At 63.3% G+C, this 17,715-nt stretch carries 17 protein-coding genes; 8 read left to right on the top strand and 9 right to left on the bottom strand.

Annotation, left to right across the window (positions count from 1 at the left end; translation table 11 throughout):
• Positions 1-4: 4 nt before the first annotated feature.
• The gene (nuoN, locus tag CAY82_RS03520; protein ID WP_087499958.1) at positions 5-1,474 is read left to right on the top strand and encodes an NADH-quinone oxidoreductase subunit NuoN; all 1,470 of its coding nucleotides are present in this window, start codon (positions 5-7) and stop codon (positions 1,472-1,474) included.
• A 79-nt stretch (positions 1,475-1,553) separates the two neighbouring features.
• Here nuoN and CAY82_RS03515 read toward each other — a convergent pair whose 3' ends face one another.
• Entirely contained in the window at positions 1,554-1,817 is a 264-nt protein-coding gene (locus CAY82_RS03515) for an ogr/Delta-like zinc finger family protein (RefSeq protein WP_087499957.1), read from the bottom strand.
• A gap of 200 nt (positions 1,818-2,017) precedes the next feature.
• Here CAY82_RS03515 and CAY82_RS03510 point away from each other — a divergent pair, with 200 nt between their 5' ends.
• The gene (locus CAY82_RS03510; protein WP_087499956.1) at positions 2,018-2,410 is read left to right on the top strand and encodes a helix-turn-helix domain-containing protein; all 393 of its coding nucleotides are present in this window, start codon (positions 2,018-2,020) and stop codon (positions 2,408-2,410) included.
• Here CAY82_RS03510 and CAY82_RS03505 read toward each other — a convergent pair.
• The 3 genes from CAY82_RS03505 to CAY82_RS03495 are packed head-to-tail and all read right to left on the bottom strand — an operon-like array spanning position 2,407 to position 3,369.
• Positions 2,407-2,769, bottom strand: a complete 363-nt coding sequence (locus tag CAY82_RS03505; RefSeq protein WP_087499955.1) for a hypothetical protein — start codon at positions 2,767-2,769, stop codon at positions 2,407-2,409. The two genes, CAY82_RS03510 and CAY82_RS03505, sit on opposite strands and share 4 nt — an antisense overlap.
• On the bottom strand, positions 2,762-3,109 hold the full coding sequence (locus CAY82_RS03500; protein ID WP_087499954.1) for a head completion/stabilization protein: 348 nt from the start codon (positions 3,107-3,109) through the stop codon (positions 2,762-2,764). The genes CAY82_RS03505 and CAY82_RS03500 overlap by 8 nt, the downstream gene beginning before the upstream one ends.
• Positions 3,110-3,120: 11 nt before the next feature.
• A complete protein-coding gene (locus CAY82_RS03495) occupies positions 3,121-3,369 on the bottom strand; it encodes a response regulator transcription factor (protein WP_063912679.1) in 249 nt (82 codons plus the stop codon).
• 217 nt (positions 3,370-3,586) lie between these two features.
• Between CAY82_RS03495 and CAY82_RS03490 the strand changes: the two genes are divergently transcribed.
• Positions 3,587-5,656 (top strand): TonB-dependent receptor, encoded by a 2,070-nt coding sequence (locus CAY82_RS03490; RefSeq protein WP_087499953.1) that lies wholly within the window; start codon positions 3,587-3,589, stop codon positions 5,654-5,656.
• 142 nt (positions 5,657-5,798) lie between these two features.
• Here CAY82_RS03490 and chrR read toward each other — a convergent pair whose 3' ends face one another.
• Positions 5,799-6,359, bottom strand: coding sequence for a class I chromate reductase ChrR (gene chrR, locus CAY82_RS03485; RefSeq protein WP_087499952.1), 561 nt, complete (start codon positions 6,357-6,359; stop codon positions 5,799-5,801).
• A gap of 157 nt (positions 6,360-6,516) precedes the next feature.
• Here chrR and CAY82_RS03480 point away from each other — a divergent pair, with 157 nt between their 5' ends.
• Entirely contained in the window at positions 6,517-6,735 is a 219-nt protein-coding gene (locus CAY82_RS03480; protein WP_087499951.1) for a hypothetical protein, read from the top strand.
• Here CAY82_RS03480 and CAY82_RS03475 read toward each other — a convergent pair.
• The 4 genes from CAY82_RS03475 to CAY82_RS03460 all read right to left on the bottom strand — a co-directional run bounded on the left by CAY82_RS03475 (position 6,719) and on the right by CAY82_RS03460 (position 11,377).
• A complete protein-coding gene (locus CAY82_RS03475; RefSeq protein ID WP_087500200.1) occupies positions 6,719-8,968 on the bottom strand; it encodes an Orn/Lys/Arg decarboxylase N-terminal domain-containing protein in 2,250 nt (749 codons plus the stop codon). The two genes, CAY82_RS03480 and CAY82_RS03475, sit on opposite strands and share 17 nt — an antisense overlap.
• 365 nt (positions 8,969-9,333) lie before the next feature.
• Positions 9,334-10,092, bottom strand: a complete 759-nt coding sequence (gene dnaQ / locus CAY82_RS03470) for a DNA polymerase III subunit epsilon (RefSeq protein ID WP_087499950.1) — start codon at positions 10,090-10,092, stop codon at positions 9,334-9,336.
• Between the two features lie 51 nt (positions 10,093-10,143).
• A complete protein-coding gene (rnhA, locus tag CAY82_RS03465; RefSeq protein ID WP_087499949.1) occupies positions 10,144-10,590 on the bottom strand; it encodes a ribonuclease HI in 447 nt (148 codons plus the stop codon).
• Positions 10,591-10,603: 13 nt separating this feature from the next.
• Positions 10,604-11,377 carry a class I SAM-dependent methyltransferase gene (locus CAY82_RS03460; RefSeq protein ID WP_087499948.1) on the bottom strand — a complete coding sequence of 258 codons (774 nt, stop codon included), beginning with the start codon at positions 11,375-11,377 and terminating at the stop codon, positions 10,604-10,606.
• An 86-nt stretch (positions 11,378-11,463) separates the two neighbouring features.
• On the opposite strand from CAY82_RS03460, the gene gloB reads away from it, so the two are divergent.
• The 4 genes from gloB to CAY82_RS03435 all read left to right on the top strand — a co-directional run bounded on the left by gloB (position 11,464) and on the right by CAY82_RS03435 (position 17,715).
• On the top strand, positions 11,464-12,243 hold the full coding sequence (gloB, locus tag CAY82_RS03455) for a hydroxyacylglutathione hydrolase (protein ID WP_087499947.1): 780 nt from the start codon (positions 11,464-11,466) through the stop codon (positions 12,241-12,243).
• A gap of 100 nt (positions 12,244-12,343) precedes the next feature.
• Entirely contained in the window at positions 12,344-13,774 is a 1,431-nt protein-coding gene (locus CAY82_RS03450) for a lytic transglycosylase domain-containing protein (protein ID WP_087499946.1), read from the top strand.
• 279 nt (positions 13,775-14,053) lie between these two features.
• Positions 14,054-15,883 (top strand): extracellular solute-binding protein, encoded by a 1,830-nt coding sequence (locus CAY82_RS03440; RefSeq protein WP_218190824.1) that lies wholly within the window; start codon positions 14,054-14,056, stop codon positions 15,881-15,883.
• Entirely contained in the window at positions 15,880-17,715 is a 1,836-nt protein-coding gene (locus CAY82_RS03435; RefSeq protein ID WP_087499944.1) for an extracellular solute-binding protein, read from the top strand. Before CAY82_RS03440 ends, CAY82_RS03435 begins: the two co-directional genes overlap by 4 nt.

Raw genomic sequence — 17,715 nt, 5'->3', positions numbered from 1 at the left:
CGCTATGGAATTCACCACTCAACACTTCATCGCATTGGCGCCGATGCTGATCACCACCATCACCACGGTGGTGGTGATGCTGGCGATCGCCTGGAAGCGCAACCACTCGCAGACCTTCCTGCTGTCCACCGTGGGCCTCAACCTGGCCCTGCTGTCGATCCTGCCGGCGCTGAAGGTTGCGCCGCTGGCGGTCACCTCGCTGGTCACCATCGACAAGTTCGCCTGCCTGTACATGGCGATCATGCTGGTGGCGACGCTGGCCTGCGTCACCCTCGCCCACGCCTACCTCGGCGAAGGCTCCAAGGGCTTCCCGGGCAACCGTGAAGAACTGTACCTGCTGCTGCTGATGTCGGCCCTCGGTGGCCTGGTGCTGGTCAGCGCCAACCACCTGGCCGGCCTGTTCATCGGCCTGGAGCTGCTGTCGGTACCGGTCTACGGCCTGGTGGCGTATGCCTTCTTCAACAAGCGCTCGCTGGAAGCCGGCATCAAGTACATGGTGCTGTCGGCCGCAGGCTCGGCCTTCCTGCTGTTCGGCATGGCCCTGCTGTACGCCGACGCCGGCAGCCTGAGCTTCGACCAGATCGGCAAGGCCCTGGCCGCCACCAGCATGCCAAGCCTGGTGGCCCAGTTGGGCCTGGGCATGATGCTGGTCGGCCTGGCCTTCAAGCTGTCGCTGGTACCGTTCCACCTGTGGACCCCGGACGTGTACGAAGGCGCCCCGGCACCGGTCGCCGCCTTCCTGGCCACCGCCAGCAAGGTCGCAGTGTTCGCCGTGGTCGTGCGCCTGTTCATGCTCTCCCCTGCTGCCAGCAGCGGCGTGCTGAGCACCGTACTGGCGGTGATTGCCGTGGCCTCGATCCTGATCGGCAACCTGCTGGCACTGACCCAGAGCAACCTCAAACGCCTGCTGGGTTACTCGTCCATCGCCCACTTCGGCTACCTGGTCATCGCCCTGGTCGCCAGCAAGGGCCTGGCCCTGGAGGCCATGGGCGTTTACCTGGTCACCTACGTGATCACCAGCCTGGGCGCCTTCGGTGTCATCACCCTCATGTCCTCGCCTTACGGTGGCCGTGACGCCGATGCGCTGTACGAGTACCGTGGCCTGTTCTGGCGCCGTCCGTACCTGACCGCAGTACTGACCGTGATGATGCTGTCGCTGGCGGGTATCCCGCTGACCGCCGGCTTCATCGGCAAGTTCTACATCATTGCCACCGGCGTCGAGTCGCACCTGTGGTGGCTGGTCGGTGCCTTGGTGATCGGTAGCGCCATCGGCGTTTACTACTACCTGCGCGTGATGGTCACCCTGTACCTGGTCGAGCCGAACCTGCGTCGCCACGATGCACCGCTGAAGTGGGAACAGCGCACCGGCGGTGTCATGCTGCTGGCTATCGCCATTCTCGCCTTCGTGCTGGGTGTGTACCCGCAACCGCTGCTGGAAATGGTCCAGCAAGCAGGCCTGCAACTGATCGGCTGATCGCCCCGGCAAAACAAGACACCCCGCTTATGCGGGGTGTTTTTTTATCTGCGCGTTTTTTATTTGTGAGCATGAAGGCTCATTCACCAGGGCTGTCCTGGGCGGCACCCTGCAGCGCTGCCTTACGTAAATCACCATTGGCCGAAGGCAGGTACACTTCCGGGTTGGGCATGCCGCTGGGCGAGAGTTCATGGGTCATTTCGAACTCGGCCCGCACTGACCAGCCACATGCCTCGGTGGTGCATTGCAAATAGGCGATCCGCAGGAAAATATGACGCCCTTCACTGGTGCGTATACGCATCCGGCTGTGGCAATGCGGGCAAACCAGCTTGTATGTACTCACGGCAAATACCTGCAAGCATTGTTCAGGTTTACATTCTGTGAGAATAGTCGTCCAGTTTTGTCAGTATTAGCTGCATATATAGGTGTATTCTTCAGTTTGATGCTTCTCATTGCAGGAATGCTCCTTAAATCGCAGGGCTGTATTCATAACGAGTAGTTTAAGCCCATGGAATATCATTAAACCAGTCATGGATATTTGTTATGAGTACCAACGTACTTGCTTCGGTGCTGACCAGACTGAAGCAACTGACCGCTACGGAATCTGATGCCGAGCTGTCCCGAGCGCTTTCAATCAGCCCGCAAACATTGAGCAGCTGGAAGGTGCGCGACAGCATTCCATATTCACTTTGCATAGATGTCGCCAGGCAGTATGCATGCTCACTGGACTGGCTTCTGCTGGGTGAACCCGAACCGCATCGCACATGCCTGGACGAAGAAGACTGGGAATGCGACATGCTCGCGCGACTGCGCACCTTGTCGCGTGCCGATCGTCAAGCCGTTCTCCTGCTGGTCCAGGACAAGCAACGCATCCAGCAGCTGGAACGGCAATTGAGCGCGCTGACCAGTCGCTTGCCCAATGCCGCCAGCGGCTAGCCCCGCCGGCGCCAGCGCTGGATGAGTTCGCGCGGGTCCAGCGTATCCAGCCAGACCATCACCTTGAGGCTGATGGGGATCACCACCACGGCAGCCACGAACGCCGCCATGCCACGGGTCAGCAAAGGCACCAGTGACGAAACCAGGGGCTCGAACAGGTGGCCCACCCCCACAGTCACGAACACCAGCAACAGTTTCTTGCCGAGCGTCAGGCGCCTGGCAGTGTTGGTGATCAACCGATCGCGCGCCGCACTCACCAACAAAGCCCCCAGAAGCGCGGCGAACAATACGTTGCCATCCACGCCCAGCAACTCCAGCAACGCCGAGGTCAAACTGTCGAGAACAGATTCCTCAGCCATGGGCAGCTCCCCGGTGCGCAATGGGCAGGTAAGCGTTCGAGCCGAGGTTATACAGGACCGCGGCTTCGACAAAGCGGATGTAGCACACCCGCAATGCACGCCCCTGGTCATGCCCGGCCACATCCTCGAGGCGCTTGTAGCCCCGCTCTCGCAACACCGCGCGCCAGCGCGCGAATTCGCGTGCCGCATCGATGGCGGCGCAGCGCGCGGCCACTTCCAGCGCCGCCTCACTGACAGGCCGCTGCAGGTTCAGCCGCTCACGCAGCCTGCCAAGGTCCACCCGTGGCCAGAACGGATCATGGCAATCGGCAAAGCGCGGTAACCGAGGATCGTTGCCCATGCTTCACCCCCTCACTGCTCGGCCAGCATGCCGTAGCGGATGGCCTTGATCACCGCAGCCACCCGGGTGGGCACATCGAACTTGCGCAGGATGTTCGACACATGGAAGTTCACCGTCGATTCCTTGCATGCCAGGATCTGGCCAATCTCCCACGAGCTCTTGCCATAGGCACACCACAACAGCACTTGCCGTTCACGTGGCGTCAGGCGAACCGGGGCGTCCGCCAGGGGTTGCTGCGAGTGTCGTGCGTTGTCAGTCATTTTTGAACTCCTCGGGTGAGTGAGGCATCGCTGCCGGATCTGCTGTCACCTTACGAAGCTCGCCCCCCCCTGCTCCACCGCTGCGGCTTGTAAAGAACTTTCATACAAGACCGTCTGACGAAGGCTGTCCGAGATTTGCCGACTTTCTTCGTGCTCCAAGCGGCATTTCGCTCGTCTCAAGGCCGTTGTCCATTCGCCTTTCGCCTGGAGTCGTACAATGCGTTGCGTTTTGCCCCTACCATCCTGCCTTGGCCTGCTGGCTGCTTTCGCTACCACCCAGCCCGCCCTGGCGGCACCTTCGGTCGAGCTGGGCCAGGTGCTGATCACCGATGAGGAGCAGAACGAACTGAGCGCAGCCAGCGAACGCCTGCGCGAAGTGCCAGGCGCCAGCAACCTGGTGGACATGCAGCGCGTGGGGCAAGGCCGGGTGGCCAGCAACCAGGACGTGCTGGCCTACCAGCCCGGGGTGTTCGCCCAGTCCGCGGGCAACGATGGCATCAAGCTGTCGATCCGCGGTTCGGGCATCAACCGCGCACCGGGGGCCCACGGTTCCGGGGTGTACACGATGTTCGACGGCCTACCCCTGACCGGCCCGGGCGGTACGCCCTACGAGCTGTTCGAACCGCTGTGGCTGAGCCGTGCCGAAGTGCTGCGCGGCGCCAACGGCTTCGACCAGGGCGCGCTGGCCCTTGGCGGTGCGATCAACTACGTCACCCACACCGGCTACGACGCCGCACCGCTGCAGGTGCGCTACGAAATCGGCAGCCGCGGCTACCAGCACCGGCACATCAGCTCGGGGCAGGTGCTGGGCAACCTCGACTACTACGTTGCCCTGACCGATGCGGAATATGACGGCTACCAGGCGCACAGCAGCGGCAGCGCCAAGGGCGTTGCCGCCAACGTCGGCTACCGCTTCAACCCGAACCTGGAAACCCGCTTCTACTTGCGCTACCGGGAAACCGAGAACGAGCTGGCCGGGCGCCTGACCAAGGAGCAGATCAAGCATCACCCGCGCGCGGCCAACCCGGCCTACCTGGCCCGCGACGACAGCCGCCCGCAACCGGGCAGCACCTGGGTGGGCAACAAGACCACCTTCTACCTTGACGACGATGCGCGCCTGGAGGCCGGCCTGGTCTACCACGACTACCCGATGGACCTGCGCGAAGGCCCGATGCGCCTGAAGGTGGCCTACACCGATGTCAGCGGCACCTTGAACTACTTCCGCCGCGACACCCTGTTCGGCCACGAGAGCAAGACCACCGTCGGCTGGCGCACCACCAAGCACCTGCCCAACAGCGGTGCATCGCAGTTCACCCGCAACGGCGACGTGTTCGGTGAGCGCACCCGTGACTTCACCTACCAGGGCTCGGACACCGTGCTGCATGTGGGCAACGACCTGGAACTGGTCCCCGACCTATGGCTGACCACAGGCCTGGCGATGATCTATACCCGCCGTGAAAGTGATGTCACCTACCCTGCCGAGGGCGGCAAGGTGAGCATGCATGACTGGGACTATGCACCACGCCTAGGGCTGCGCTATGACATCAGCCCGGACCTGCAGGTGTATGGCAACCTGAGCCGCTCGGTAGAGCCACCTCACCCGTGGTCGCTGATCTGGAGCTCGCCCAAAGTAGGCGGCAAGCAGATCCAGCCGATCGAGATGCAGAACCAGACCGCCACGACCCTGGAGCTGGGCGCGCGTGGCGATTCGACGCTTGGCCGCTGGGACCTGGCCTGGTACTACTCGCAAGTGCGCCACGAGCTGCTGGCCGTGGAAGTGGTGCCGAACTTCACCTCGGAATTCAACGCCAGCCCCACCGTGCACCAGGGCGTGGAGGCAGGCCTCGACAGTACCCTGTGGGAACGCGCCGGTACTGGCAAGCTCAGCCTGCGTCAGGCCTATACCTTCAGTGACTTCCACTTCCGTGATGACGACAAGTTCGGCGACAACCGCCTGCCGGGCATCCCCATGCACTACTACCAGGCCGAGCTGCGCTATGACTGGCCGAGCGGCTTCTATGCCGGGGTGAATACGCAGATGGCGTCGAAGGTGCAGGTGGACTACGCCAACAGCTACCACGCCGATGAATATGCCTTGCTCGGCGCGCGCCTGGGCTGGGACTCACCGAAGCAGGACTGGCAGACCTGGCTGGACCTGCGCAACCTCACCAACAAGCGCTATGCGGCGACGGTGGCCCCTACCTATGATGCAGACTTGGACAAAGCCCGCTTGACCCCGGGCGAAGGCTTCGCCGTGTATGCCGGGGTTTCCTACAGTTTCCGCTAGAACATGCCGCGCCCCGCTTCTGTAGGAGCAGCCTTGTGCTGCGAAGAGGCCGGTACAGATCCTGTTGATGCGTGATTTGTACCGGCCTCTTCGCAGCACAAGGCTGCTCCTACAAAGAGACCGTCCATTCAACGATCGCGGATCACACCGCCCTGTTCAACTTCACCCAGGAAGCGAACTTGTCAATGAATGCCTGCAAGAACGGCCGGGTCTTGTCACTGAGCTTGCCCGAATCCTCGAACAGGCTAGCCGCACCGCCAAGATAGGCCTCGGGCATCTGCATGCACGGCATATCCAGAAACACCAGCGACTGGCGCACGGCATGGTTGGCGCCAAAGCCACCAATGGCCCCCGGTGACACACTGACCACCGCCGCCGGCTTGCCACTCCAGGCGCTTTGCCCGTAGGGCCGCGAGCCCACATCGATGGCATTCTTCAGGCCGCCAGGTACCGAGCGGTTGTACTCCGGGGTGACGAACAGCACCGCATCACTGCGGCGGATCTCGTCGCGAAAACGCTTCCACGCTTCCGGCGGCGCTTCGGCCTCGACATCCTCGTTGTACAACGGCAAATCACCAATCTCGACGATCTTCAGGGCAAGGCTGGACGGGGCCAGCTCCGAGAGTGCGCGGGCGACCTTGCGGTTGTAGGAGTCCTTGCGCAAGCTGCCGACGACCACCGCTACCGAATACACCTGACTCATGGCAATTTCCAACCTTTGCTGGGGAAAGGGACGTTGTAGTTATAGATGACCGTTCCTCGGCACTTTGGTTTTTTTTCCACGGGGCGAAAACTTCCGACGCTGTTCCACGGTCTATGCCTGCAGACATTTCCCACGTAATTCAGAGGTTTCCACCCAAATGGCAGCAGTAATGATCGGCCAGTTCCACGCCCGTGACGCCGAAGGCCGCATCTACCCCGTGCACGAGTTCCAGGAGTCGACCCTGCAAACCGACGGCAGCACGCTGGGCGCCCCCATCACCACCTACCGCCTGGCCATCGGCGACAAGGTCAACCACCTGGGTGAAAACCGCTTCGAACTGGCGCGCAGTGGCGTCGAGATCATTCGCATTCCTTGATGCAATCCACCGTGTAGCGACCACTTTCGTTCTGCAGGCCATGCACGTCGGCGACGAAACCTGGGAAGCCCTGGTTGAACGCCCGGGCGAATGTCAGGTAATCGATTATCGAGCGGGTCGCCTCGGTGAACCGCTCCCCCGGCATGATCAACGGAATACCAGGCGGGTAAGGCACCAGCATCACCGCCGCCACCCGCCCCGGCAGCGCCTCGATCGGCACCGCCTCCACCTCCCCGCGCACCATCTGGTCATAGGCCTGGGCCGGGCTCACGGCCACCTCCGGCAAGCGTGTGAACAGCCGCTTCAACTGCTTGGCCGTGGCATTGGTGCGGTAGCAACCATGCAACTGATCGCACAGGTCGCGCAGGCCCATACCCTGGTAGCGTGAGGCATCGGCAACCACCACACTCGGCAGGCAGTTGCTCAGGGCAGTATTGCCGTCATAGTGGCGCTTGAACTCCAGTAACTCGGTCAGCAAGGTACTCCACTTGCCCTTGGTGATACCCATTGAGAACAGCACCAGGAAGCTGTACAGGCCGGTTTTTTCCACCACCAACCCGCGCTCCCAGAGGAACTTGCTGACCACCGCCGCCGGGATGCCATGTTCGCCCAGCGCACCGCCCGCGCTCAGGCCCGGCATCACCAGGGTCACCTTCAGCGGGTCGAGCAGTACATAGTCGTCTGCCACCTCGCCAAAGCCATGCCACTCCGCCCCCGGCTGCAGCAGCCAGTCCTGCGCGGCCAGGCGATGGATGCCTTCGGCGCTCGGCGGCTGCCAGATGCTGAACCACCAGTCGTCGGCGGCGATGTGCTCGCGCAGGTTAGCCAGGGCACGACGAAAGCTCAGCGCCTCGTCGAACATTTCTTGCAGCAGCGAACGCCCGGCCGGGCCTTCCATCATGGTCGAGGCCACGTCCAGCGAGGCAAGGATGCTGTACTGCGGTGAGGTCGAGATGTGCATCATGAACGCTTCGTTGAAGCGATCACGGTCCAACTGGCGCCTGGCCCCGTCCTGCACATGAATCATCGAGGCCTGGCTGAACGCGGCTAGTAGCTTGTGGGTGGAATGGGTGCTGAACACCAGCGGGCTGTCCGCGGCACAGGCCGTGCCCATGGCGTAACGCCCGGAGAAGAAGTCATGGAACGCCGCGTAGGCGAACCAGGCTTCGTCGAAATGCAGCACCTCGACACTGGCACCCAGGGTCTGCTTGATCAACCCGGCGTGGTAGCACAGGCCGTCGTAGGTAGAGTTGGTCACCACCGCCAGCTTGATGCGCTGCCCGCGATCACGGGCAAGGGGGTTGGCCTGGATCTTCGCCTGAATCGCCTCGGGGCTGAACTCGCTGAGCGGGATCGGGCCGATGATGCCCAGCTCGTTGCGCTCCGGGCACAGGTACAGCGGAATGGCGCCGGTCATGATGATCGCGTGCACCACCGATTTGTGGCAGTTGCGATCCACCAGTACCAGATCGTCGCGGCCGACCATGGCGTGCCAGACGATCTTGTTGGCCGTGGAGGTGCCATTGATGACGAAGAAGGTGTGGTCGGCGCCGAAGTTGCGCGCGGCCCTGGCCTCGGCTTCGGCCAAGGGGCCGGTGTGATCGAGCAGCGAGCCCAGCTCTGGCACGGATACGGACAGGTCCGAGCGCAAGGTGTTTTCCCCGAAGAACTGGTGAAAGGCCTGGCCCACCGGGCTTTTGCGGTAGGCCACGCCGCCGCCGTGGCCTGGGGTGTGCCAGGAATAGTTGGACTGCGCGGTGTGCTGCACCAGGGCCTTGAAGAACGGTGGCAGCAGGCCATCGAGGTAGGTGTGTGCGGCACGCGCCACCTGGCGGGCGAGAAACGGCACGGTATCTTCGAACAGGTAGAGGATGCCACGCAGCTGGTTGAGCTCGCTCATGGCCTCGGCGGGGGCGTTTTCCAGGGTCACCTGTTCGCCCAAGGCGAAAATCGGCAGGTTGGGGGCGCGCAGGCGGGCCAGGCGGATCAGCTCGGCCATGCTCTGCAGCAGGTGGGTATTCTCACCTGCGCCTTCGGCGGCGATCAGCATGCAGGCCAGGCCGTGGTGAGTGGCCGCGACCAGGCAGGCCTCGGCGTGGTCGGCGGCGGCGAGGATGGCAAAGCCGTCCTGCCGCAGCTCCTCGGCGATACCCCGCACGCGCTCGCCGGCGACGCTGTCGACCTTGATGGCGCGGTGGACGATAAGGATAGGGAACTTGAGGTCCTTGTACATCAGGCGGCTACCTCCGAAGGACATGGCGTCCATTTCAGGGTAGTTGACGTGCCTGTCTTGAGTGTTGAGGTGGCGCGTAAATCGAGCGCCGCCCGCGCGGCGCTTCGCGGGACAAGCCCGCTCCCACATCTGTTTCGGGCCAATTATTCCTGCACCAGTGGGTTGCAGCCTTGGTGCATGGCTGGAGATTGATGGGATGCAGTGGCGTACCCTTCAAAATCGAATGGAACACTCAAGGCGGACGGAGGTTGCTTCACAGGAGTGACTGGCCCGAAACAGATGTGGGAGCGGGCTTGCCCCGCGAAGCGCCGCGCGTGCGGCGCTCGATCTCACAGACATCAAACACCCCAAGGCAAGCAAAAAAATCAGCCCGCAGGTGCCTCGGTCAGAGTCTGCCACATGGATGGCCCACCCGCCGACTTGGCAATGGCCGCCAGGCGCTCGGCATGCGCCTCCAGCTCCTCGGCACTAGCCATGATCACGCGCCCAGGCACCCGCCCGGTAATACGGCGAATCTCGCTGCCGCCAGCACCCGTTCCTTCATCCTCGGCTTCTGCACCATGCCCGGCCAGCGACAGACTGGTCTGGCCACCAGTCATCGCCAGGTAAACGTCCGCCAGCAGTTCCGAGTCGAGCAATGCGCCGTGCAGCTCGCGCCCCGAGTTGTCGATATCGTAGCGTTTGCACAGCGCATCCAGGCTGTTGCGCTGCCCCGGGTGGCGCGAGCGCGCCAGCAGCAGGGTGTCGAGCACGGTGCAGTACTGCGAAACGTCCGCGCGGTCGTGCTGGCCCAGCAAGGCGAATTCGTTGTTGATGAAGCCAACGTCGAACGCCGCGTTGTGGATGACCAGCGTGGAACCCTGGATGAAGTCGAAGAACTCCTCGGCGACATCGCCAAAGCGTGGCTTGCCGACCAGGAAAGCATCGGTGATGCCGTGGACGTTGATGGCGCCCTCGTCACTCTCGCGGTCCGGCTGCAGGTAGACGTGGAAGTGCCGCCCGGTCAGGCGTCGGCCAATCACCTCGACACAACCAATCTCGATGATCCGGTGGCCTTCGCTGACCGGCATGCCCGTGGTTTCGGTATCGAGAATGACGAACCGTTTATCTTGCTGCTGCTCCACGCGGGGCGCTCCAACTTGCATCAGTTACAAAGATCGCAATTGTACCCCAGCTCAACGCTGGGCGCGCACCTCATCGACCCCACGGTTGGCCAGCTGGTCGGCGCGTTCGTTGCCGGGGTGGCCGATGTGGCCGCGCACCCACTTCCAGGTCACCTTGTGGCGGTTGACCTGCTCGTCCAGCTGCTGCCACAGGTCGGCGTTCTTCACCGGCTCCTTGGCCGCGGTTTTCCAGCCGCGCTTCTTCCAGTTGGTCATCCACTCGTTGATGCCCTTCATCACGTACTGCGAGTCGGTGGTCAGCACGACTTCGCACTCGCGCTTCAGCGCCATCAGGCCCTGGATCGCGGCCATCAGCTCCATGCGGTTGTTGGTGGTTTCGCGTTCGCCGCCCCACAGTTCCTTCTCGACGCCCTTGTAGATCATAAGGACGCCCCAACCGCCAGGGCCAGGGTTGCCCTTGCAGGCACCATCGGTAAACATCTCGACGCTTTCGCTCATGTACCACTCATGTTCAGTGCTTTTCAGTATCCGGGTTGGCCGCCGTGCGGTTGACCTTGGCCAGTGGCAGCGGCAGCAGCTTGCCCATCGGTTCGCGACGCTCCTGGCGCAACGGCCGCAGGCCCACCACCATCTTGCGCGCTACCAGCAGGTATACCCCGCCACCAGAGCTCTGCCAGCCGCCGGCCACCCGTTCCCAGCCTGCCAGGCGCTGCTGCCAGGCCGGTGAGGCAAGCGGCGGACGATAGCACCCGAAGCGGCGTTTCTCCAGCGCGAAGCCCAGCAGGTTGAGCCAGTCGCCCACCCGCGACGGCGAGATGCAGCGAGCCTTGCGCAAGGCATCATGGCTGAAGAAATGGCGCATACCCCAACTGCTCCAGGGGTTGATCCCGACGATCAGCAGGTGCCCGCCGGGGCGCACCGCACTGGCCGCCTCACGCAGCAAGCCATGGGGCGACAGGCTGAAATCCAGGCCATGCTGCAGCACCACCACGTCGGCGGCGTGCTCGCTCAGCGGCCACGCCTGCTCTTCGCAGACAATCTCCACCCCCGGCAGCGGCGCGCCGAGGCGCACGTTGCGCTGCACCTGGGGCGCGCTGGGCGGCGGTTCGGCACATGGCCCGTAGTGCACAAGGTATCCGCCGAAGAAGCGCCCGAGCTCTTCTTCCAGCAGTTTTTCCTCCTCCTTGAGCATCAGTTGGCCGAGTGGACCATTGAACCACTCACGGGCCAGGCTGATCAGCTTGACCCAGTCCGGGTCGGCCTGGGCAAAGGCTTGGTCGGTCATTGCGCTCTCCCTCGAAGGTTCTCGCACCGCGCCATCGCGGCTAAGATGGCCCTCATGTGCCACGCTAGGCGAATCGGATCCGCACCATGATACAGATCGATGCTCTCCCCGCTTTCTCCGACAACTACATCTGGTTGTTACAGGATACTGCCAAACGCCGCTGCGCGGTGGTCGATCCGGGTGACGCCGGCCCAGTGGAACGCTGGCTGTCAGCCAACCCCGACTGGGTACTGAGCGACATCCTGGTCACCCACCACCACAACGACCATGTTGGCGGCGTGGAACGGCTCAGGCAACTGACCGACGCCCGGGTCTGCGGCCCGGCCCGCGAGCGCATTCCCTGCCGTGACCTGGCGCTGGACGAGGGTGACCAGGTGACCGTGCTGGGGGTGACCTTCCAGGTGCTGGCCGTGCCCGGCCATACCCTGGGGCATATTGCCTTCTTCAGCGACCAGCCGGCGACGCCGCTGCTGTTCAGCGGCGATACCCTGTTCGCCGCCGGCTGCGGGCGCATGTTCGAGGGTACTGCCGAACAGATGCAGCCCGCCCTCGCCCGCCTGGCGGCCCTGCCAGAGCATACCGAGGTGTACTGCGCCCACGAATACACCCTGAGCAACCTGCGTTTCGCCAAGGCAGTGGAGCCTGCCAATCCGCACGTTCAACAGCGGTTCGAAGACGTTAGCCGTTTGCGCGCCGACAATCGCATCACCTTGCCCTCAACGATTGGCCTGGAACGCCTGACCAACCCTTTCCTGCGCACCGCTGAAACATTAGTTAAACAAAAAGCAGACGAATGGAAGGGGCATTCAAACCCCACGCATGTCGCTGTTTTTGCTGCCTTGAGGTCTTGGAAGGACACCTTCTGATAACCTCAAGATATATCGCAAGCGATGGTCAAAGGTTGACCAGGCCCGGAGCGGTTTCTAGAATCGCCGAAATTTTTCGCCCGGAAACCTGTGTCAGCCGATGTCTTCACGTAGCCGCAGAACCTCTCATTCCGTCGCCCTGACGCGCCTGGCCCAAATCAGTGCGCTGGCCCTGGCCGCCACCCTGGTGGGCTGCCAGAGCACCCGTCAGCTCGACGAATCCGATAGCGTTCGCGCGCACAACTACCAGGCGCGGATCAAGCACAAGCCTTCACCGCTGCTGGTCAAGCCGGCCGAGCAGGCGCCACAGGACGTGTGGGAACGCATGCGCCAGGGCTTTGCCCTGCAGGACAACATCGACGTCAACCCGCGCATCGAGCAGCAGCGCCTGTGGTTCGCCAGCAACCCAAGCTACATCGAAAGCGCCGGCGAGCGTGGCAGCCTCTACCTGCACTATATCGTCGAACGCCTCGAAGAACGCGACATGCCGCTGGAACTGGCCCTGCTGCCAGCCATCGAAAGCGCCTACAACCCGATGGCCTACTCGCGTGCCCATGCCGCGGGCATGTGGCAGTTCATCCCCTCCACCGGCCGCCACTTCAACCTGCGCCAGACCAACTTCTACGACGGGCGTCGCGACGTGACCGCCTCGACCAACGCCGCGCTGGACTACCTCAGCCGCCTGCACGACATGTTCAACGGCGACTGGCTGCTGGCCCTGGCTGCCTACAACGCCGGCGAAGGCACGGTCAGCCGCGCCATCGAGCGCAACGAACGGCTCGGCCTGCCCACCGACTACTGGAACCTGCCGCTACCGCAGGAAACCCGTGACTACGTGCCCAAGCTGCTGGCGCTATCGCAGGTAGTACTCACGCCGGAAGCCTATGGCGTGAACCTGAACCCGATCGCCAACGAACCCTACTTCGAGGCGGTGGCCATCAACGACCGCCTCGACCTGTCACGGGTAGCAGCCTTCGCCAACATTGACGAAGACGAGCTGATCCAGCTCAACCCGGCATTCAAGAAACGCATGACCGTGGACGGCCCGCAGCAGCTGCTGGTACCGACCGCCAAGGCGCAGTTGCTGAGCGACAGCCTGTCCAACCTCAAGCCCGAGCAACTGGTCAGCCTGCAGCCGAACAAGGCCGTATTCGCCCGCGCCGTGGCCGAAGCCAAGGCACCTGTGGCGGCGCGCAGCTACCGGGTCAAGCGCGGCGACAACCTGGGTGCCATCGCCAGGGCTAACCGCGTTTCGGTCAAGGACATCAAGCGTTGGAACCGCCTCTCCGGCAACAGCGTGCGCGCAGGCCAGGTCCTGGCACTGCGCGGTGGCAGCGCGCCGAGCGCTGCTGGCAATCGGGTAGCCGCCTCCGGGCAACGCTCCACGCAGTACAAGGTACGCAAAGGCGATTCGCTGTACCTGGTGGCCAAGCGCTTCAACGTGGAAATGAAGCACCTCAAGCGCTGGAACCCACGCAGCGGCCATGCCCTGAAGCCAGGCCAGACCCTCACCGTCTACCTTTCGCATTGATGCAGTGATCGTGGCCTTTACGCGGCCCTGTGGGAGCGGCCTTGTGTCGCGATAGGGCTGCGCAGCAGCCCCAGCAACCGATGCTGCGAAGCTGAAATCCTGGGGCCGCTCCGCGCCCCTTTCGCGACGCAAGGCCGCACCCGCAGGTACCGTGCCACCCGCGAAAACCGGCAAGGGGCTGTACCGCCACCCTCTCCTTCAAAACCTCTCTTTTTCCAACCCCACCAAGCTGTTACTGTACCCCGATCAAAGCCCAACGCCTCTGGATCGGATGCCGACTTGATACGTCCCCTCCTGCTGTCACTCAGCCTGGCCTTGAGCTTTCCCGCAGCCGCGATGGTGAGCGAAAGCCACGGATACGCGCAGTTCGGCACGCTCAAGTACCCAGCCACATTCACCCATTTCGACTGGGTCAACCCGCAAGCGCCCAAGGGCGGCACCTTGCGGGCCATGGCTTTCGGTACCTTCGACACCCTCAACCCCTATACCTTCAAGGGGTCGAGCCCGATTACCACGCCCAACTTCCAGCAATACGGTATCAGCGAGCTGAACGAGCCACTGATGGTCGGCACCGGCCAGTACGACCCGTCCGGCGACGAACCGACCTCCAGTTACGGCCTGATCGCTCGCTCGGTGGAGTACAGCGAGGACCGCAGCTGGGTGGTGTTCAACCTGCGCCCGGAAGCCCACTGGCATGACGGCAAGCCGATCACCTCGGCAGACGTGGCCTTCTCCTACCGCACGTTGCTCAAGGACGGCCACCCGATCTACCGCACCAACCTGCAGGAAGTGCAGCGGGTGGACATCCTCGGCCCACTGCGCATCCGCTTCGTGTTCAAGCGCGCCGGCAACCCGCTACTGATCCTGCGCCTGGGCGAAATGCCGGTGCTGCCCAAGCACTACTGGCAAAAGCGTGACTTCAAGGCCACCACCTTCGAGCCCCCGCTGGGCAGCGGCCCCTACCGCATTACCCAGGTCCAGCCTGGGCGCCGGCTGGTATTCGAACGGGTGAAGAACTACTGGGGCAAGGACCTGGCGGTGAACCGTGGCAAGTACAACTTCGACCGCGTGGAATACGAGTTCTACCGCGACGCCACGGTCGCCTTCGAGGCGTTCAAGGCCGGTGAGTTCGACATCTATATCGAGCACCAGGCGAAGAACTGGGCCAACGGCTACAACTTCCCGGCCGTGCGCCGGGGCGAGGTAATCAAGGCGCAAATTCCCCACCGCATCCCCACGCAAACCCAGGGCCTGTTCATGAACAGCCGCCGGGCCACCTTCAGCGACCCACGGGTACGCCAGGCGCTGGGGTTGATGCTCGACTTCGAGTGGACCAACCGCGCGCTGTTCAGCGGCGCCTACCGCCGCTCGACCAGCTACTACCCCAACAGCGAGTTTGCCGCCACTGGCCTGCCCACCGGCAAGGAGTGGCTGCTGCTGGCACCGTTCCGTGACCAGTTGCCGGCCAGCCTGTTCAGCGAGCCCTACAAGGTCAGCCACACCGATGGCCGTGGCATCAGCCGCCAGACCCTGCGCCAGGCCCTCGGCCTGCTCGCCGAGGCTGGCTGGAAGCTGAACGGCCAGCGCCTGGTCGACAGCAAGGGGCAGCATCTGCGCATGGAGCTGCTGCTGGTAAACCCCAACCTTGAACGCATCCTGCAACCTTATGTCGAAAATCTGGCCAGTATCGGCATCGATGCGCGCTTGCGCACCGTGGACCGCGCCCAGTACAAACAACGCCTGGACCAGTTCGATTTCGACATGATACTGATGACCCTGAACCAGACCCTGAGTCCCGGCCTGGAACAGTGGCTGTACTTCCATTCCAGCCAGGCCACGACCAAGGGCAGCAAGAACTATGCTGGGGTCAAGGACCCGGTGGTCGACCATCTGCTCGACACCCTGCTCGCCGCTCGCACTCGTGATGACCAGATCGCCGCCGCCCGTGCCCTGGACCGCGTGCTCTCATGGCAGTACTACATGATTCCCAACTGGTACCTCGACAATCATCGCCTGGCCTACCGCAACCGGTTCGCCTTCGTCACTACGCCGCCCTACACCCTTGGGCTGAACAGCTGGTGGATCAAGACTTCGGAGAAAGCCCAATGACGCCAACGCACCGACTGCGCCGGCTGGCAGGCAGCCTGTTGCTCGCCTGCCTGAGCCTTCCCGCCCTGGCCGCACCGCAACACGCGCTCACCCTGTATGACGAGCCGCCCAAATACCCGGCCGACTTCAAGCACTTCGACTACGTCAACCCGGACGCACCCAAGGGCGGCACCTTCCGCCAGTCCAGCTTTGGCGGCTTCGACAGCCTCAACCCGTTCATCAACAAGGGCGTTCCGGCCGAGAACATCAGCAGCATCTACGACACCCTGATGCGCCAGAGCCAGGACGAGCCGTTCACCGAGTACGGCCTTGTGGCCGGCAAGATCGAAAAGGCCCCGGACAACAGCTGGGTGCGCTTCTACCTGCGCCCCGAGGCACGCTTCCACGACGGCCACCCGATGCGCGCCGACGACGTGGTGTTCACCTTCAATACCCTGATCAAGGACGGCGCTCCGCTGTACCGCCAGTACTACGCCGACGTCGCCGAAGTGGTCGCCGAAGACCCGCTGAAGGTGTTGTTCACCTTCAAGCACAAGAACAACCGCGAGCTGCCGCTGATTCTCGGCCAGCTGCCGGTATTGCCCAAGCACTGGTACGAAAACCGCGATTTCAACCGCGGCAACCTGGAGATCCCGCTGGGCAGCGGCCCGTACAAGGTCGCCGAGGTCAAGGCCGGGCGCTCGGTGCGCTACGAGCGGGTCAAGGACTACTGGGCCAAGGACCTGCCGATCAACCGCGGCTTCTACAACTTCGACGTCATGACCTTCGATTCCTACCGCGACACCACCGTCGCCCTGGAAGCACTCAAGGCCGGAGCGTTCGACTATGCGCTGGAAGTCAGCGCGAAGAACTGGGCCACCGCCTACAACGTACCCGCCGTACGCGACGGCCGCCTGATCAAGGAAGAGTTGCCCAACGGCAACCCCACCGGCATGCAGGGCTTCATCTTCAATATCCGCCGCCCGGTGTTCCAGGACGTGCGCGTGCGCCAGGCACTGAGCCTGCTGCTGGACTACGAGTGGACCAACAAGCAGCTGTTCAACGGCGCCTACACCCGTACCGGCAGCTACTTCGAAAACTCGGAGATGGCCGCCCGCGGCCTGCCCAGCCCCAGCGAGCTGAAAATCCTCGAACCGCTGCGTGGCAAAGTCCCCGAGCAGGTATTCAGCGAAGCCTTCCACAACCCGGTCAGTGACGGCAGCGGCATGATCCGTGAACAGCAGCGCCAGGCCTACAAGCTGCTGCAGGAAGCCGGCTGGAAGATCGTCGACGACAAGATGGTCGACGCCCAGGGCAAACCGGTAAACATCGAGTTCCTGCTGGCACAGACCGAGTTCGAACGCATCCTGCTGCCGTTCAAGCGCAACCTCGCCGACCTCGGCATCGACCTGAACATCCGCCGGGTCGACGTTTCCCAGTACATCACCCGCCTGCGCTCGCGCGACTACGACATGATCGTCGGCGGCTACCCGCAGTCCAACTCGCCGGGCAACGAGCAGCGCGAGTTCTGGTCCAGTGCCGCCGCCGACAACCCCGGCAGCCGCAACTTCATCGGCCTGCGCGACCCGGCCATCGACCAGCTGGTGGAACAGCTGATCAACGCCGATTCGCGGCAGAGCCTGATCGACCACTGCCGGGCCCTCGACCGCGTGCTGCTGTGGGGCTACTACGTGATCCCCAACTGGCACATCAAAACCTGGCGCGTGGCCTACTGGAACCACATTGTCCACCCGGACGTTTCGCCCAAGTACGACATCGGCATCGACACCTGGTGGATCAAGCCCGGCGTGACCCCGGCCGTCAGCTCAGCCTCTGCGGACGAGGCCGAATAA

Origin of the sequence: Pseudomonas sp. SID14000 (assembly GCF_002165135.1) — a bacterium.
Classification (GTDB): domain Bacteria; phylum Pseudomonadota; class Gammaproteobacteria; order Pseudomonadales; family Pseudomonadaceae; genus Aquipseudomonas.
Note: the sequence above shows the minus strand (reverse complement) of the source record. Positions and strands in the feature narration are given on the sequence as shown.

What these genes read in the sequence shown, in the direction of transcription:
- nuoN (WP_087499958.1), top strand. Translation starts at nt 5, where the DNA reads ATGGAATTCACCACTCAACACTTCATCGCATTGGCGCCGATGCTGATC.
- CAY82_RS03510 (WP_087499956.1), top strand. Translation starts at nt 2,018, where the DNA reads ATGAGTACCAACGTACTTGCTTCGGTGCTGACCAGACTGAAGCAACTG.
- CAY82_RS03505 (WP_087499955.1), bottom strand. Translation starts at nt 2,769, where the DNA reads ATGGCTGAGGAATCTGTTCTCGACAGTTTGACCTCGGCGTTGCTGGAG.
- CAY82_RS03500 (WP_087499954.1), bottom strand. Translation starts at nt 3,109, where the DNA reads ATGGGCAACGATCCTCGGTTACCGCGCTTTGCCGATTGCCATGATCCG.
- CAY82_RS03495 (WP_063912679.1), bottom strand. Translation starts at nt 3,369, where the DNA reads ATGACTGACAACGCACGACACTCGCAGCAACCCCTGGCGGACGCCCCG.
- CAY82_RS03490 (WP_087499953.1), top strand. Translation starts at nt 3,587, where the DNA reads ATGCGTTGCGTTTTGCCCCTACCATCCTGCCTTGGCCTGCTGGCTGCT.
- chrR (WP_087499952.1), bottom strand. Translation starts at nt 6,359, where the DNA reads ATGAGTCAGGTGTATTCGGTAGCGGTGGTCGTCGGCAGCTTGCGCAAG.
- CAY82_RS03480 (WP_087499951.1), top strand. Translation starts at nt 6,517, where the DNA reads ATGGCAGCAGTAATGATCGGCCAGTTCCACGCCCGTGACGCCGAAGGC.
- CAY82_RS03475 (WP_087500200.1), bottom strand. Translation starts at nt 8,968, where the DNA reads ATGTACAAGGACCTCAAGTTCCCTATCCTTATCGTCCACCGCGCCATC.
- rnhA (WP_087499949.1), bottom strand. Translation starts at nt 10,590, where the DNA reads ATGAGCGAAAGCGTCGAGATGTTTACCGATGGTGCCTGCAAGGGCAAC.
- CAY82_RS03460 (WP_087499948.1), bottom strand. Translation starts at nt 11,377, where the DNA reads ATGACCGACCAAGCCTTTGCCCAGGCCGACCCGGACTGGGTCAAGCTG.
- gloB (WP_087499947.1), top strand. Translation starts at nt 11,464, where the DNA reads ATGATACAGATCGATGCTCTCCCCGCTTTCTCCGACAACTACATCTGG.
- CAY82_RS03450 (WP_087499946.1), top strand. Translation starts at nt 12,344, where the DNA reads ATGTCTTCACGTAGCCGCAGAACCTCTCATTCCGTCGCCCTGACGCGC.
- CAY82_RS03435 (WP_087499944.1), top strand. Translation starts at nt 15,880, where the DNA reads ATGACGCCAACGCACCGACTGCGCCGGCTGGCAGGCAGCCTGTTGCTC.